Genomic DNA, 13843 nt, shown 5'->3' with positions numbered 1-13843 from the left:
ACAACCAGACGCAGGGAAAAGGGCGTTGCTCAGGACGCGGTCGGAGTCAGGATTTGCGGGTCACCGTGCCGGACGCGTTGGAAGGCGATGGCGATGACGTCGTCGTCCAGGGTGTGGGCCCACCGGGTGACGTCTTCCTGGAGGAAGGAGATCACGTCGGAGGGCGATACCGGCTGGGTACGGTCGCCGCAGTGGCGCTGAAGTCGTTCCGGCAGCGGGTAGAAGGTGCCGGTGGAGTCGCGTGCCTCGGTGACGCCGTCGGAGTAGGCGAGGAGGATGTCGCCGGGTTCCAGCAGGCACGTGGTCGTGCCCGGCGGCTCGGTGAGGAGGTCGGCCATGCCCAGGGGGAGACTGTGCTCGGTCTCCACGACCGATGTGGCGCGGGGCCGGATGACGACCAGGGGCTGATGACCACGGTCCAGAATCCGTACCGTGCGCGCGTCCGGGGAGAATTCGAGCAGGACAGCCGTGGTGAAGAGCTCGTCCGCGAGCCCTTCGGCGCGCGCGGCGGTGGGCTCGGCCGGCGTGTCGCTGACGGGCTCCGGCGGAGGGTTGTCACGGTCCAGTTGGAGGGCTACGTCAATGCGATCGGCCACCTGCGGAAGCGTCGGGTGGAGCAGTGCCGCCTCTTGGAAGGTCGAGATCACCGTGGCCACGGTTTGCGTCGCGTTGATGCCTTTGCCCTTGACGTCTCCGACGATCACGCGAGTGCCGAACGGAGTCGGGCGGACGCTGTAGAGGTCTCCGCCGATCAGCGCTTCGTCATCGGCGGCCCGGTAGAAGCCGGCCATCCGCAAGGAGCCGATCCTGTCGGGCAGAGGACGCAACAGAGCCAATTGCGCGGCTTCGGCCACCGCCACCACGCGACGGAAGCGGCTTTCGCCCCGTTGGAGCACCACGCACAGCACGACGGAAAGCACGGTGACGGAGCCCAGCACGATCAAGGCCACGATGGTCATCGGACCGATGTAGTCCTCGACCTGCTGGGTGACGGCGAGAAGGAGGCATCCGGTGGCTCCGGTCGCTGCCACCCCGAGCGGGGGGTAGGCGAAGATGGCCAGCACGACCGATGCCGACAGCAGCGACCCGAAAAAGTAACGTGGGGGCGTCGCGTGATCGAGTACTGTCGTCACCAGGATCAGCGAGGGCGGAAGCCAACGCAGCCATCGTGGTGGCCAGGGATGCTGCTCGGCCCGTTGCCTGTACTCCGCGGCAGCACGCCCCGCACCCACAACCGCCCCCTCCCTCCACTCGAACGTCCCGGTCCACGGCTACGACGAGCATGATGCACGAACCAGTCCGTCCAGGACGGCATCGACCCACCGCACCTCACCGAACAGCGGACAGTGCCAGTGGAGAACTCCTCACGCGCGCAGAAAGATTCGGGGATGCTGGACGACCGTGACCGAAAATTTGAGCGACACAACTCTGGGCCGTGAGGTACGGACGCTTCTTCGGGTCCTGGACGGACAGCGACGCCACGTTCTCGGCATCCTTGACGGGCTCGACGCGAAGGACCTTCGACGCCCCGTGCTGCCTTCCGGATGGCACTGCCTGGGGCTCGTCCAGCATCTGGCACTGGATGTGGAGCGGTTCTGGTTCCGCGCGGTCGTCGCCGGGGACGAGAAGGTCATCCACGGTCTGACGAGCGGCGACGAAGCGTGGAAGGTGGCCCCGGAAGTGCCGGCCGTCGACGTCCTCGACCGGTACCGGCGGGAGGCGGAACTCGCCGATGCCGTCATCACGGCCACCCCCGCCGACGCCGCCCCGGCCTGGTGGCCCCACGACCTGTTCGGCGAACCGCATCTGCACACCCTGCGCGACGTCCTGCTGCACGTCATCACCGAGACCGCGTGCCACGCCGGCCACCTCGACGCGGCACGAGAGCTGATCGACGGCCGCCGCTGGCTGGTCCTGACCTGAACATCGCCGGTCAGGCGTAGTGGCGGTACACGGCCTGTGCCACGCATGCGGGCTTCGCACTGCCCTCGACCTCCACGGTGAAGGTCAGCGCCATCTGCACCCCGTTGCCCTTGACCTCGTCGACCGAGTCGACCGCTCCGTGCAGGCGGATCTTCGCGCCGACCGGCACGGGGCTCGGGAAGCGCACCTTTTCCAGGCCGTAGTTGACGCTCATGGAGATGCCGGAGATCTCCAACAGGCCGCCGAACATCGGGATGATCAGGGACAGGGTGAGGTAGCCGTGGGCGATGGGACCGCCGAAGGGACCGTGCTGGGCCCTGTCCGGATCGGTGTGGATCCACTGGTGGTCGTCGGTGGCCTCGGCGAAGGTGTTCACCCGCTCCTGCGTGATCTCCAGCCAGTCGGTACGGCCGAGGTCGCGGCCGGCGAGAGAGATGAGCTCTTCGATGCCCAGGGCGGTGGTGGTCACGGGTGCTGCCTTTCCACGGGTTCGGGGTCGCGGGATCGGGGGACCGGATGGGCCTCCCGCACGGCCGCTTTGATGATCTTTCCGGAGGCGGTCCGGGGCAGTTCCTCGGCGAAGGCGATGGTCTTCGGGAGCTTGTACTTGGCGAGTCGGCCCCGCAGGTACGCGAGGATGTCGACCCGGTCGGCGCGACGGCCGGCCTCCAGGACGACGACGGCGTGGCCGACCTCGCCCCAGACCTCGTCCGGCACGCCGACGACCGCGCACTCGCAAACCGCCGGGTGACTCAGCAGGGCGTCCTCCACTTCGGCCGGGTACACGTTCTCCCCGCCGGAGACGAACATGTCCTTGACCCGGTCGACGATGTAGGCGTAGCCGTCCTCGTCGGTGCGGGCGATGTCGCCCGTGCGCAGCCATCCGTCGGCGGTGAAGGCCGCGGCGGTGTCCTCGGGGCGGCCCCAGTAGCCAGACATCACGTGCGGCCCCTGGACCAGGATCTCGCCGCGCTGCCCGGGCTCCGCGGGGCTGCCATCGGCGAGGACGAGCCGGGTGTCGGTGAAGAAGTGCGGGACGCCCGCCGAACCCGCCTTGGCCGAGGTCTGTTCCCGGTCCAGGAAGAGCACACCGGGGGAGGCCTCGGTCATGCCGTACCCCTGGCTGAACGCCAGGCCGCGTGCGAGGTACCGTTCGATGGTGCGTGCCGGGACCGGTGCGCCGCCGCAGCTCACGGAGCGCAGACTGGACAGGTCGGCTGTCTCCCAGCGCGGATGGGCGGCCATCGCGTCGTACATCGTGGGGACGCCGAACATGTACGTCACCCGCCGCCGCTCGACGACGTCCAGCACGGTCCCCGGGTCGAAGGACTCCAGCAGCACGACCCGCCCCCCTTTGAGCAGGGTCGGCAGGCAGGTCATGTTGAGCCCGGCGGTGTGGAACAGCGGGGCGACGACCAGGGTGACCTCGTCCCCGGTCAGGTCGGTGTCGACGAGGACGTTCACGCTGTTCCAGGTGATGTTGGCGTGCGAGAGCACCGCGCCCTTGGGGCGACCCGTCGTCCCGGAGGTGTACATGATGACGCAGGGGTCGTCCGGGGCGACGGGCTCGTCCAGCGGACCGGAACCACCCGCCGCGAGCAGATCCTCGTAGCCGCTCGCGTCCCCGTCCGGCGTGCCGAGGGTGACGCGGTGCCGGACTCCGCCGCCCGCGGCGGCAGCGGCGGCCGTCTCCGCCTGCTCGGCACCGTGCACCAGCACCGTACTGCCGGAGTCGCTGAGGGTGTAGGCCAACTCCGGTGCAGTGAGACGGGTGTTGAGCGGTACGAACACGGCACCGAGGACGCCGGAGGCGAACAGGGACTCCAGGAAGGCCGGATGGTTGGGACCCAGGTGCGCGACGCGGTCGCCGCGGGCGACGCCGAGGGCCCGCAGCCCGTGTGCCAGGCACAGGACGCGTTCGTGCAGCCGGAGGTAGGTGATCTCGGCGTCCCGGTGGACCAGAGCCGTGCGCCCGGGTGTCTTGCGTGCCCGGCGGGCGGGCCAGGAGCCGATGCCTTGATTCAACACGGCGTCCTCCCTCAGTCCTTGACCAGGCCCAGCAGACGGGCGGCGTTGTCCTTGAGGATCCTGGGCCGGACCTCCGGCTTGATGTCGAGCTTCTCGAAGTCGGCGAGCCAGCGGTCCGGGGTGATGACCGGGTAGTCGGAGCCGAAGAGCACCTTGTCCTTGAGCAGCGTGTTGGCGTACCGCACCAGCTGCGGCGGGAAGTACTTCGGGGACCAGCCCGACAGATCGATGTGTACGTAGGGCTTGTGCGTGGCGACGGCCAGGGCCTCGTCCTGCCAGGGGAAGGACGGGTGCGCCAGGATGATCCGCAGTTCGGGGAAGTCCACGGCCACGTCGTCGACGAGCATGGGGTCGGAGTACTTCAGCCGGATACCGCCGCCCCCGGGCACTCCGGCGCCGATCCCGGTCTGCCCGGTGTGGAACAGCGCGGGCACGCCGAGTTCCTCGATGGCCTCGTAGAGCGGGTACGCCATCCGGTCGTCCGGGGAGAAGGCCTGGATACTGGGGTGGAACTTGAAGCCGCGTACCCCGTACTCCTCGACCAGACGGCGCGCCTCCCGTACGCCCGCACGGCCCTTGTGCGGATCGACACTGGCGAACGGCATGAGCACGTCGGCGTGGGCGGCGCAGCTCTCGGCCACCTCCTCGTTGGCGATGCGCGGATGGCCGGTGGCGTGCTCGGCGTCCACGGTGAACACCACGGCGGCCATGTTCCGTTCCCGGTAGTACGCGGCCATCTCGTCGATGGTCGGCTGTCGGTGGCCGTGCGCCTTGAAGTACTCCTCGGAGGCCCCGAACAGCTCCGGGCTGAGCGCACCGTGACCGGTACGGGAGATCTCCGCGTGCGTGTGGACGTCGATGGCGGTCAGGCTGTCGACATCGAGGACCGGGTCGCTCATGTCAGGCCTCCGGTGCCTTGGGAGCCGGGATGCCGTACATCTCGGGCTCGGCGCCGACGCCGTCGTGCCAGTGCTCGCCGATCGCGTCGGCGCTCCAGCCGCCGTCGGCGAAGGCGACGGCGGCCTCCTTGGGGTGGGCCCACAGCGCCAGCCGGTCGCCGCCGATGCCGATGGCCTGGCCGGTGACGTCCTTGGCGCTGTCCGAGGCGAGGAAGGTGATCAGACCCGCCACGTCCTCGACGGTGCCGAGCCCCTCGTCCTTGCGCAGCCGGTCCGGCAGCGGCATGCCGGTGCGCTCGGCCTCCTCGATGGCCGGGGCGAAGGCCGGGATGGTCTTGGTCATTTCGGTGGCGGCGACGGGGACGACCGCGTTGACGGTGATGCCGGCACGGGCCAGCTCCAGTGCCCAGGTCCGGGCCATCGCCACGATGCCGGCCTTGGCGGCGGCGTAGTTGGTCTGGCCGAAGTTGCCGCGCTGGCCGGCGGGGGAGGAGATCAGGATCAGCCGTCCGCCCTCGCCCTGCTCGCGCATCCGCACCGCCGCGGCCCGGGCACAGGTGAAGGTCCCGCGCAGGTGGACCTTGACCACGGAGTCGAAGTCGTCGTCGGTCATCTTCCACAGCACCCGGTCGCGGAGGATGCCGGCGTTGGTGACGAGGACGTCCAGCCGGCCGAAGTCGCGCACCGCGGTGTCGGCGAGCTGTTCGGCGGCCTCGCTGTCTCCCACGGCGGCTACGACGCCGGTGGCCCGGCCGCCGGCCGCGGTGATGGCGCCCACCGCCTCGTCGACCGCGTCGGTGTCGACGTCGTTGACCACGACGGCGGCGCCCGCGGCGGCCAGGGCCCGGGCGTACGCGAGTCCCAGTCCGCGCCCGCTTCCGGTGACGACGGCGACCTTGCCCTGTAGCTCCATCACTGTGCCTCTTCCCTGATGACGGTGAGGTTCCTGAGGGGCGGTGAGGCCGACCGGGCCGTCACCCACGCTTGATCGACAGGAATCCTGTCGGTTGGGTCAGTGTTCTCTTTTAACAGGAATCCTGTCAATGGCTTAGGGTGGTGCACTGTGAGACACGGATCGACGGCAGGCAGTGGAGGCACGGGATGACGCGAGCGCCGGAGCGGTCCGCGGAGGGCGCCGGGTCCGGGGCCGAAGCGGGGCCGTCGCTGCTCTACCTGCTCAAGCGGACCGAACTCGTGGTCCGTGCCCGCCTGGAGGAGTTGCTCAAGCCCGCGGGCGTCACCGCTTTGCAGTACACGGCGCTGACCGTGCTGGAGCGGCACGACGGCATTTCCGCCGCGCAGTTGGCCCGCGACTCGTTCGTCACGGCGCAGTCGATGGCGGACATGGTGCGCGCGCTGGAGAGCCGGGGCCTGGTACGGCGGGAGCCGAACCCGGACAACCGGCGGGAGAAGGTGATCCTGCTCGCGGACGCCGGACGGCGGCTGCTCGCCGACCACGCCGAGCCGGCCCGGCTGCTGGAGCAGCGGATGGTGGCGGACCTCGCCCCCGCCGACGTCGAGCGTTTCCGTGACGCCTTGAAGAGCGCGCACCGCGCGCTGTCCTGACCCCCGCGGCGGGCGCCGGTCGGCTCGACCCCGGGCCCGGCCGCCGGGGTCACGGCTCCGAGTGCGCCATCTCGTCCAGCCGTCGTGCCGCCGCACCTTGCCGCCGCAGAGGAGTATGCGGGCGTCCTCCCGCCGAAGGTGACGGCTTCGTCAGACGGCGCCGCCCAGGGTGTCGCTCGGCCATCCGGGGGACTGGGCGATTTCCCGTTCGGCGGCTTCGATCAGGGCCAGTACGGCAGCCGACGCGGCCGCGGGATCGCGGGCCTCGACGGCCCGCACGACGGCGCGGTGACCCGGCAGCGATGCCTCCACCGCGCCGGGGGTCTGGGTGCTGATGAGGAAACTGTGTTCCAGCGCGATCTCGACAGCGCGGCCCAGCGAGCCCAGGAGACGGTTGCCGCTGGCGTCGAGCAGGGCCCGGTGGAAGGCGATGTCCGCCTCGACATACCCGCTGCGGCCGGGCGCCGCCGCCGCTGCCTCCATGGACGCCAGGGACGCGTACAGGACGCGGACGTCGTCGGGGCCCGCCCGGCCGGCGGCGAGCCGGGCAGCCTCCGGCTCGACGATCCGGCGCAGTTCACCCGTGTCGCGCAGCAGAGCCGTGGCGTCCCCGGCCTGTTTCCAGCGCAGTACGTCACGGTCCAGATGGTTCCAGTGCTCGGGTGGCAGCACGCGTGTGCCGGTGCGCGGGCGCACGCGCAGCATGCCCTTGGCCACCAGCGCCTTCACCGCTTCCCGCAACACCCCTCGGCTGACCCCGATCCGGGCCGCGAGCGCGTCCTCGACGGGCAGCGGATCGCCCGGCTCCCACGCGCCCTCCACGATGCGCCGTCCGAGTTCGTCGACCACACGCTGCTGCGTGGTCGGGAAATGCACCATCGACTCCGCCTCCCCCTAGACGCCCTTCATCGAATCATTTAATGATTGCCCGACAGGGTACGGCCTGCGGGCCTCCGCCCTGCTACGCCCCTCGCGCAGCGGACGACGCCAGAGCCACGGGAGTGCCCACATGACGGATGGTCAGCAGACGAGTCGCCGCAGCCAGGCATGGTTCGGCGCACGGGGCCGCAGTGGGATGGTGTACCGCTCCTGGATGCGCAACCAGGGCTTCGGGCACGAGGTGTTCGACGGCCGCCCGGTCATCGGCATCGCTACCAGTGCCTCCGAACTCGCCCCGTGCAACGCCCATCTGACCCGCGTCGCCGAAGCCGTCAAGCGCGGCGTGTGGCAGGCGGGCGGCCTGCCGCTGCAGTTTCCCACCATGGCCACCGGCGAGACGCTGATGCGTCCCACCGCCATGCTGTACCGCAACCTGATGGCCATGGAGGTCGAGGAGCTGATCCGGGCCAACCCGCTCGACGGTGTCGTGCTGCTGTCCGGCTGCGACAAGACCACACCCGCCATGCTCATGGGCGCGGCCAGCGTCGACCTGCCCGCCGTCATGGTCACCGGCGGTCCGATGCTCAACGGCAAGTACCGGGGCCAGGACGTGGGGTCCGGCACCCACGTGTGGAAGTTCGAGGAAGACCTGAAAACCGGCCGGATGACCGAGGAGGAGTGCTTCTTCGCGGAAGGCTGCATGGCCCGCTCCAACGGACACTGCATGACGATGGGGACCGCCTCGACGATGGCCTGCCTGGCCGAGGCGCTCGGCATGCAGCTGCCTGGCTCGGCGGCCTGGCCCGCGGTCGACTCCCGCCGGATGGAGACCGCGCAGGCGGCCGGGCAGCGCATCGTGGGGATGGTGGAGGAGGAGCTGCGCCCCTCGCGGATCCTGACCCGGGAAGCGTTCGAGAACGCCGTCCGGGTCAACGCGGCCATCGGCGGCTCCACGAACGCCATCATCCACCTCATCGCCCTCGCCGGGCGCGTCGGCGTCCCGTTGAGCCTGTCGGACTTCGACGAGCTGGCCCGCGCGGTGCCGACGCTGGTCAACCTGATGCCCAGCGGTACGTACCTCATGGAGGACTTCTGCTACGCGGGCGGCCTCCCGGCCGTCCTGGCCGAACTGCTCGGCGGCCGGCTGCTGCACGGCGGCCAGATCACCGTCACCGGGCGCACCCTCGCCGAGAACACCGAGCACGCCGAACGCGTGGACTCCGATGTCATCACCCGCCTCGACGCCCCCTTCCAGCCGGCCGGCACCGGGATCGCGGTCCTGCGCGGCAACCTGTGTCCCGACGGGGCCGTGATCAAGCAGTCCGCCGCCTCACCGCACCTGCTCACCCACCGCGGCCCCGCGCGCGTCTTCGACTCCCCGGAGGCCTACCACGAGGTGGCCGACGACCCGGACCTCGACATCGACGAGAACACCGTCATCGTCATCCGCAACGCCGGACCCAAGGGCTACCCCGGCATGCCCGAGGTCTCCAACGTGCCACTTCCCGCCAAGCTGCTGAAGGCCGGCGTCACCGACATGGTGCGCGTCTGCGACGGCCGGATGAGCGGCACCGGGTACGGGACCGTGGTCCTGCACGTGGCGCCCGAGGCCGCCGTCGGCGGGCCCCTCGCCCTGGTGCGCGACGGAGACCCCGTCGTCCTCGACGTCCCGAACCGCACCCTGCGCCTGGACGTGGACGACGTCGAGCTGACCCGGCGCCGACAGGGGTGGCGGGCACCCGCCGAGCGGTACGACAGCGGCTACACCTGGCTGTACACGCAGCACGTGGAGCAGGCCGACCGCGGAGCCGACTTCGGGTTCCTGCGCGGAAGCCGTGGACACGAGGTCCCCCGCGACTCCCACTGAGACCGTCCCAGGACTCCGCACCCCCCCGCCCCCCCCGCACCCAGGAGAGCATTGATGGTGGAATCGGCTCCAGCCCGTCCCCGTCCGGTCCTCACCAGCGGCTCCGTCCTGCCGGAGGACGCCGACCGCGCGACCCTCGTCGCCCGCGTCCACGCCCCGGAACACGACGGACCGTGTGTGGCCGCGGTGCGCGGCGAGCGTGTCGTCGACCTGACGGCCGTCGCACCCACCGTCTCCGACCTGATGGAACGCGACGACGCGGCGGCAGTCGTCCGCGAGGCCGACGGAGGACAGGTCTGGCGCCTGGACGAACTGCTCGGGGCACCCGCCGGCCGCCGTGACATCCCCCATCTGCTCGCCCCCGTCGACCTGCAAGTGATCAAGGCCGCCGGCGTCACGTTCGCCCAGAGCCTGCTGGAACGCGTCATCGAGGAACGCACGGGCGGCGACCCGGCGCAGGCCGACCGGGTGCGGACCCGCGTCGGGCAGGCGGTGGGCGGTGCGCTCGACGGCATCCGTCCCGGATCTCCCGAGGCGGACCAGGCCAAGGAACTGCTCGTCGCCGAAGGACTGTGGTCGCAGTACCTGGAGGTCGGCATCGGGCCGGACCCGGAAGTGTTCACCAAGGCACCGGTCCTGTCCGCGGTCGGCGTCGGCGCCGACATCGGCGTGCTCGGCGCCTCGGTGTGGAACAACCCCGAGCCCGAGGTCGTCCTCGTCGTGGACTCGCGCGGCCGGGTACGCGGTGCGACGCTCGGCAACGACGTCAACCTCCGTGACATCGAGGGACGCAGCGCCCTGCTGCTGGGCCGCGCGAAGGACAACAACGCGTCCTGCGCGATCGGCCCGTTCATCCGCCTGTTCGACGAGGACTTCGACCTCGACACCGTACGCGGGCTCGACGTCGACCTGCGGGTCGACGGCCCGGACGGCTACGTACTGCGGGGCGGCAGCACGATGCGGGGGATCAGCCGCGACGTACTGGACCTGGTGGCCGCCACGTACGGTCCGCACCACCAGTACCCGGACGGGTTCGTGCTGTTCACCGGAACGCTGTTCGCCCCCACCGAGGACCGAAAGGCACCCGGCATGGGCTTCACCCACGAGTACGGCGACATCGTGCGGATCTCCAGCCCGCGACTCGGCGCTCTGGTCAACACCGTCGTCGCCGGCGAACAGGCCGCGCCGTGGACGTTCGGTGTCCGAGCGCTGATGCGCAGCCTGGCTCGGCGCGGCGTCCTGTGAGACATCGAGGACCCACCAGGCCCCCGCGCAGCGGCACAAAGGCCGGTACGGCCCGGCCCGCTCGGCTCATGCCCGGGCAGCCGGCTCCTGATCGAGCACGGAACGCAGGCGTCGCGTGTGGTCCAGGTGGCGTTCGGGGCCGGTCAGCCTGACCCTGGCGGTCAGGCGTGGGTCCGCGCTGGAGGCGGCCAACCTGAGCTCCAGCTCGCCCGGTTCGACCACACGCCGCCCGTCGCGGCCGGTGAACGACGCGAGATCGGCCGGGACGGTGGCACGCAGGCGCCGGGCCTCGCCCGGCGCCAAGTCGACCCGGGCATAGCCGACCAGGCGCTGCACCGGCTGGACGACGGAGGCGACCGGGTCGTGGAGATAGAGCTGGACGACCTCGGTTCCGGACCGCGCGCCGGTGTTGCGGACGGTGAAGGAGAGGATGAACTCGCCGTCCGTCGGCGCCTCCCGGGTGTCCACGGTCAGATCCGTCCAGTCGAACCGCGTGTAGGACAGGCCGTGACCGAAGGCGAACGCCGGTGTCGGATCGATGGTGGACACCGCGCCGGCGTGGGCGAGCTTCGCTCCGAGATAGCCGGCCGGCTGGGAGCCCGGCCCACGCGGCACACTGACCGGGAGGCGTCCGGAGGGGTTGACGCGGCCGCTGAGCACACCGGCGATCGCGTGAGTGCCCTCCTCACCGGGAAAGAAGGACTGCACGATCGCCCCAGCCTCCGCCACGGCGCGGCCGAGGGAGTACGGGCGCCCCGCCAGCAGCACCGTGACCACCGGGGTCTCCACGTCCAACAGGGCGTCGAGCAGCGGTTGCTGCGCCCCGGGCAGCGCCAGCGTCTCGACGTCGCATCCCTCGCCGCTGGTACCCCGCCCGAAGAGCCCGGCGCGATCGCCGAGCACCACCAGCGCGATGTCGGCCTCGCGGGCCACCCGGGCGGCCTCGCGGAGGCCGCTGAGGTCTCCGTCGTCGACGCCGGTGCCGCGGGCGACCGTGATCTCGGCGTCGGGGAACTCGGCCGCGAGGGCGTCGCGCAGCGTGGGCAACTCGATGCCGTGCGGAGTCCCGGGGTGACGGACGCCGATGTGCTGAGGGAAGGAGTAGCAGCCCAGCACGGCGACGGCCTCGTCCGCGTTGGGGCCGAGCAGGGCGATGCGACGCGGCCTTTCGAGCGGAAGCGTGCCGTCGTTGCTCAGCAGCACGACAGCCTCCTCGGCGACCGTACGGGCCAGCGCGCGGTTCTCAGGACTGTCCAGGTCGATCCGGCCGCGCAGGGCGGCGGGCTCGTCGAGGTCCGCCCCTTCGAGCGCGGCCGGCAGCGGCGCCCAGTCCGGATCGAGCAGGCCGAGCCGCGCCTTCTGGGTGAGTACGCGGCGAACGGCGCGATCGACCAACGCCTCCGGGACGCGGCCGTCGGCGACGGCCTCGGCCAGCGGCGCGCCGTACGTCTTGACGTTGGGCAGCTCGACGTCGATGCCCGCCCGCAACGCCAGACCGGCGGCGTCGGCCCAGTCGGCTGCCACCCCGTGCAGGGTCTTCAGGAAGGCGATGGCGAAGTAGTCAGCGACGACGGTCCCGTCGAAGCCCCACGTGTCCCGCAGCAGCCCGGTGAGCAGGTCCTCGTCGGCCGCGGAGGGGATGCCGTCGGTGTCGGTGTAGGCGTTCATCACCGACCGGGCGCCGCCTTCACGGAGCGCCATCTCGAACGGGGGCAGCAGGACGTCGGCCCGCTCCCGCGGGCCCACGGAGGAGGGGGCGAGGTTGCGGCCGGCGCGGGAGGCGGAGTAGCCGACGAAGTGCTTGAGGGTGGCGACGATCCCGGCCGACTCGAGCCCCCGCACATACGCCGTTCCGATGGTGCCGACGAGGTACGGGTCCTCGCCGATGGTCTCCTCGACCCGGCCCCAGCGGGCGTCGCGCACGACGTCCAGGACGGGCGCGAGTCCCTGGTGAACGCCGACGGCACGCATGTCCCGACCGATGTGGGAGGCCATGCGCTCCACCGTGTCGGGGTCGAAGGTGGCACCCCAGGAGAGCGGGACGGGATAGGCCGTCGCACTCCAGGCGGCGAAGCCGGCCAGACACTCGTCGTGCGCGAGAGCGGGGATGCCGAACCGGTTGCCGGCGGCGATCCGCCTCTGGGTGCGGGCCAGGGAGAGCGCACCCAGGGCCGGGTCGACCGGGACCGTCCCGAAGGGCCGGGTCAGCTGGCCCAGTCCCGTGGGCAACAGCGCGTCGAGATCAACGGCCTCCTCCATGTCGTGCTGGTGGGGGGCCACTTCACCGCCCTCGTCGGAGGCGCCCACCCAGACCCCGTAGAGCTGGGCGGTCTTCTCCTGAAGGGTCATCGCGTCGATCAGGGCGTCGACTCTCGCGGCGACGGGAAGAGTGGTGTCGTTCCAGCGGGACACTTCGGCGGTGTTGTCTACGGCCACGTTGGCGTTCACTTTCCCTCCCACGGCCCGCGGACCCGCGACCGGGTGCGGCGGGCGAACAGGTGAGCCGGCGGACCGGGCGCCGGCCGGCGTCGGCGTCGGTCAACGGCTGAATCCGGCGGTCAGACCGCTCAACAGCTGGCGGCGGCCGAACGCGTACAGGATCAGGACGGGCAGTGTGGTGAGGACGACGGCGGCGAGAACGGCGGGGACGTTGACCCCGTACTGGCCCTGGAAGGTCCACAGTGCGAGCGGCAGGGTCCGGCGCTCCGGACTCTGCGTGAGCACCAGCGGCAGCAGAAATCCGTTCCAGATGGTCAGGGCGTTGAAGATGGTCACGGTGAGGATGGCCGGGCGGGTGAGCGGTGCCGCCAGCCGCCACAGTGTCGTCCACTCGGTGGCGCCGTCGACCCGCATCGAGTCGAACAGCTCGTTGGGCACGTCGCGGATGAAGTTGGCGAGCACCAGCACCGACAGCGGGATGGCGAAGGCGATCGACGGGAGGACCAGCGCCAGCAGCGTGTCGTACAGGTGCAGCTTGATGATGATCAGATAGACCGGGATCACCGTCGCTTGCAGCGGGATGGCCAGGCCCAGGAGGAACAGCCCGTTCATCGCACGGAGGACTCGCATGCGCCAGCCCCGGACGATGGCGTAGGCCGCCATGAAGGAGAACACGACCGCCGGCACCACCGCGCCCGCGGTGACCAGGACGCTGTTCACGAAGTAGCGGAGGAAGTCGGACTCGATGACGAGCCGGTAGTTGTCCAGTGTCGGGTCGCTCGAAGGCACCAGCGGGTTGCTCGCGTAGTAGCGGCTCTGGGCCTTGAGGCTGGTGATGAGGGTCCAGTACAGGGGTACGGCGACGACGCCGAGCCAGAGCCAGCCGGCCAGGCCGCCGGGCCAGTTGCGCCGGCGGGCCGTCCGGGGGGTGCGGTGTTGCCGCTTGCGGGGGTCGGTTGTGTGCGGTCGTCGTGTCTCGGGCAGTGTGGCGGTCACC

General features: G+C 70.9%; 12 protein-coding genes. 4 read left to right on the top strand and 8 right to left on the bottom strand.

Features of this window, described 5'->3' with window-relative positions; translation table 11 throughout:
- Nucleotides 1-29: 29 nt before the first annotated feature.
- Nucleotides 30-1133 (bottom strand): PP2C family protein-serine/threonine phosphatase, encoded by a 1104-nt coding sequence (locus ACIRGB_RS09810; RefSeq protein WP_403860931.1) that lies wholly within the window; start codon nt 1131-1133, stop codon nt 30-32.
- Nucleotides 1134-1428: 295 nt separating this feature from the next.
- On the opposite strand from ACIRGB_RS09810, the gene ACIRGB_RS09805 reads away from it, so the two are divergent.
- Complete coding sequence (locus ACIRGB_RS09805) at nt 1429-1923, top strand: DUF664 domain-containing protein (RefSeq protein ID WP_403862092.1); 495 nt, start codon at nt 1429-1431, stop codon at nt 1921-1923.
- Between the two features lie 10 nt (nt 1924-1933).
- Here the strand turns inward: ACIRGB_RS09805 and ACIRGB_RS09800 are convergent, their stop codons facing one another.
- From ACIRGB_RS09800 to ACIRGB_RS09785, 4 genes are read right to left on the bottom strand one after another with little or no spacing between them, the layout of a single operon-like run.
- Nucleotides 1934-2392, bottom strand: a complete 459-nt coding sequence (locus tag ACIRGB_RS09800; RefSeq protein ID WP_403860928.1) for a MaoC family dehydratase — start codon at nt 2390-2392, stop codon at nt 1934-1936.
- The gene (locus tag ACIRGB_RS09795; RefSeq protein ID WP_403860925.1) at nt 2389-3951 is read right to left on the bottom strand and encodes a long-chain fatty acid--CoA ligase; all 1563 of its coding nucleotides are present in this window, start codon (nt 3949-3951) and stop codon (nt 2389-2391) included. The genes ACIRGB_RS09800 and ACIRGB_RS09795 overlap by 4 nt, the downstream gene beginning before the upstream one ends.
- Before the next feature lie 11 nt (nt 3952-3962).
- Nucleotides 3963-4850 (bottom strand): amidohydrolase family protein, encoded by an 888-nt coding sequence (locus ACIRGB_RS09790; RefSeq protein ID WP_403860922.1) that lies wholly within the window; start codon nt 4848-4850, stop codon nt 3963-3965.
- Between the two features lies 1 nt (nt 4851).
- Nucleotides 4852-5763 (bottom strand): SDR family oxidoreductase, encoded by a 912-nt coding sequence (locus ACIRGB_RS09785; protein WP_403860919.1) that lies wholly within the window; start codon nt 5761-5763, stop codon nt 4852-4854.
- A gap of 188 nt (nt 5764-5951) precedes the next feature.
- Between ACIRGB_RS09785 and ACIRGB_RS09780 the strand changes: the two genes are divergently transcribed.
- Nucleotides 5952-6416, top strand: a complete 465-nt coding sequence (locus tag ACIRGB_RS09780; protein ID WP_403860916.1) for a MarR family winged helix-turn-helix transcriptional regulator — start codon at nt 5952-5954, stop codon at nt 6414-6416.
- Nucleotides 6417-6566: 150 nt separating this feature from the next.
- On the opposite strand, the gene ACIRGB_RS09775 is transcribed toward ACIRGB_RS09780, so the two are convergent.
- Nucleotides 6567-7295, bottom strand: coding sequence for a FadR/GntR family transcriptional regulator (locus ACIRGB_RS09775; RefSeq protein ID WP_403860913.1), 729 nt, complete (start codon nt 7293-7295; stop codon nt 6567-6569).
- Nucleotides 7296-7425: 130 nt separating this feature from the next.
- Between ACIRGB_RS09775 and ACIRGB_RS09770 the strand changes: the two genes are divergently transcribed.
- A complete protein-coding gene (locus ACIRGB_RS09770) occupies nt 7426-9162 on the top strand; it encodes an IlvD/Edd family dehydratase (protein ID WP_403860910.1) in 1737 nt (578 codons plus the stop codon).
- A 57-nt stretch (nt 9163-9219) separates the two neighbouring features.
- Entirely contained in the window at nt 9220-10407 is a 1188-nt protein-coding gene (locus ACIRGB_RS09765; RefSeq protein WP_403862089.1) for a fumarylacetoacetate hydrolase family protein, read from the top strand.
- A gap of 66 nt (nt 10408-10473) precedes the next feature.
- Here the strand turns inward: ACIRGB_RS09765 and ACIRGB_RS09760 are convergent, their stop codons facing one another.
- Nucleotides 10474-12855, bottom strand: coding sequence for a glycoside hydrolase family 3 N-terminal domain-containing protein (locus ACIRGB_RS09760; protein WP_403860907.1), 2382 nt, complete (start codon nt 12853-12855; stop codon nt 10474-10476).
- Between the two features lie 90 nt (nt 12856-12945).
- The gene (locus ACIRGB_RS09755) at nt 12946-13842 is read right to left on the bottom strand and encodes a carbohydrate ABC transporter permease (protein ID WP_403860904.1); all 897 of its coding nucleotides are present in this window, start codon (nt 13840-13842) and stop codon (nt 12946-12948) included.
- Nucleotide 13843: the final 1 nt, after the last annotated feature.

Origin of the sequence: Streptomyces sp. NPDC102490, assembly GCF_044765285.1 — a bacterium.
Lineage (GTDB): Bacteria > Actinomycetota > Actinomycetes > Streptomycetales > Streptomycetaceae > Streptomyces.
This window is presented reverse-complemented; position numbering and strand designations above follow the sequence as displayed.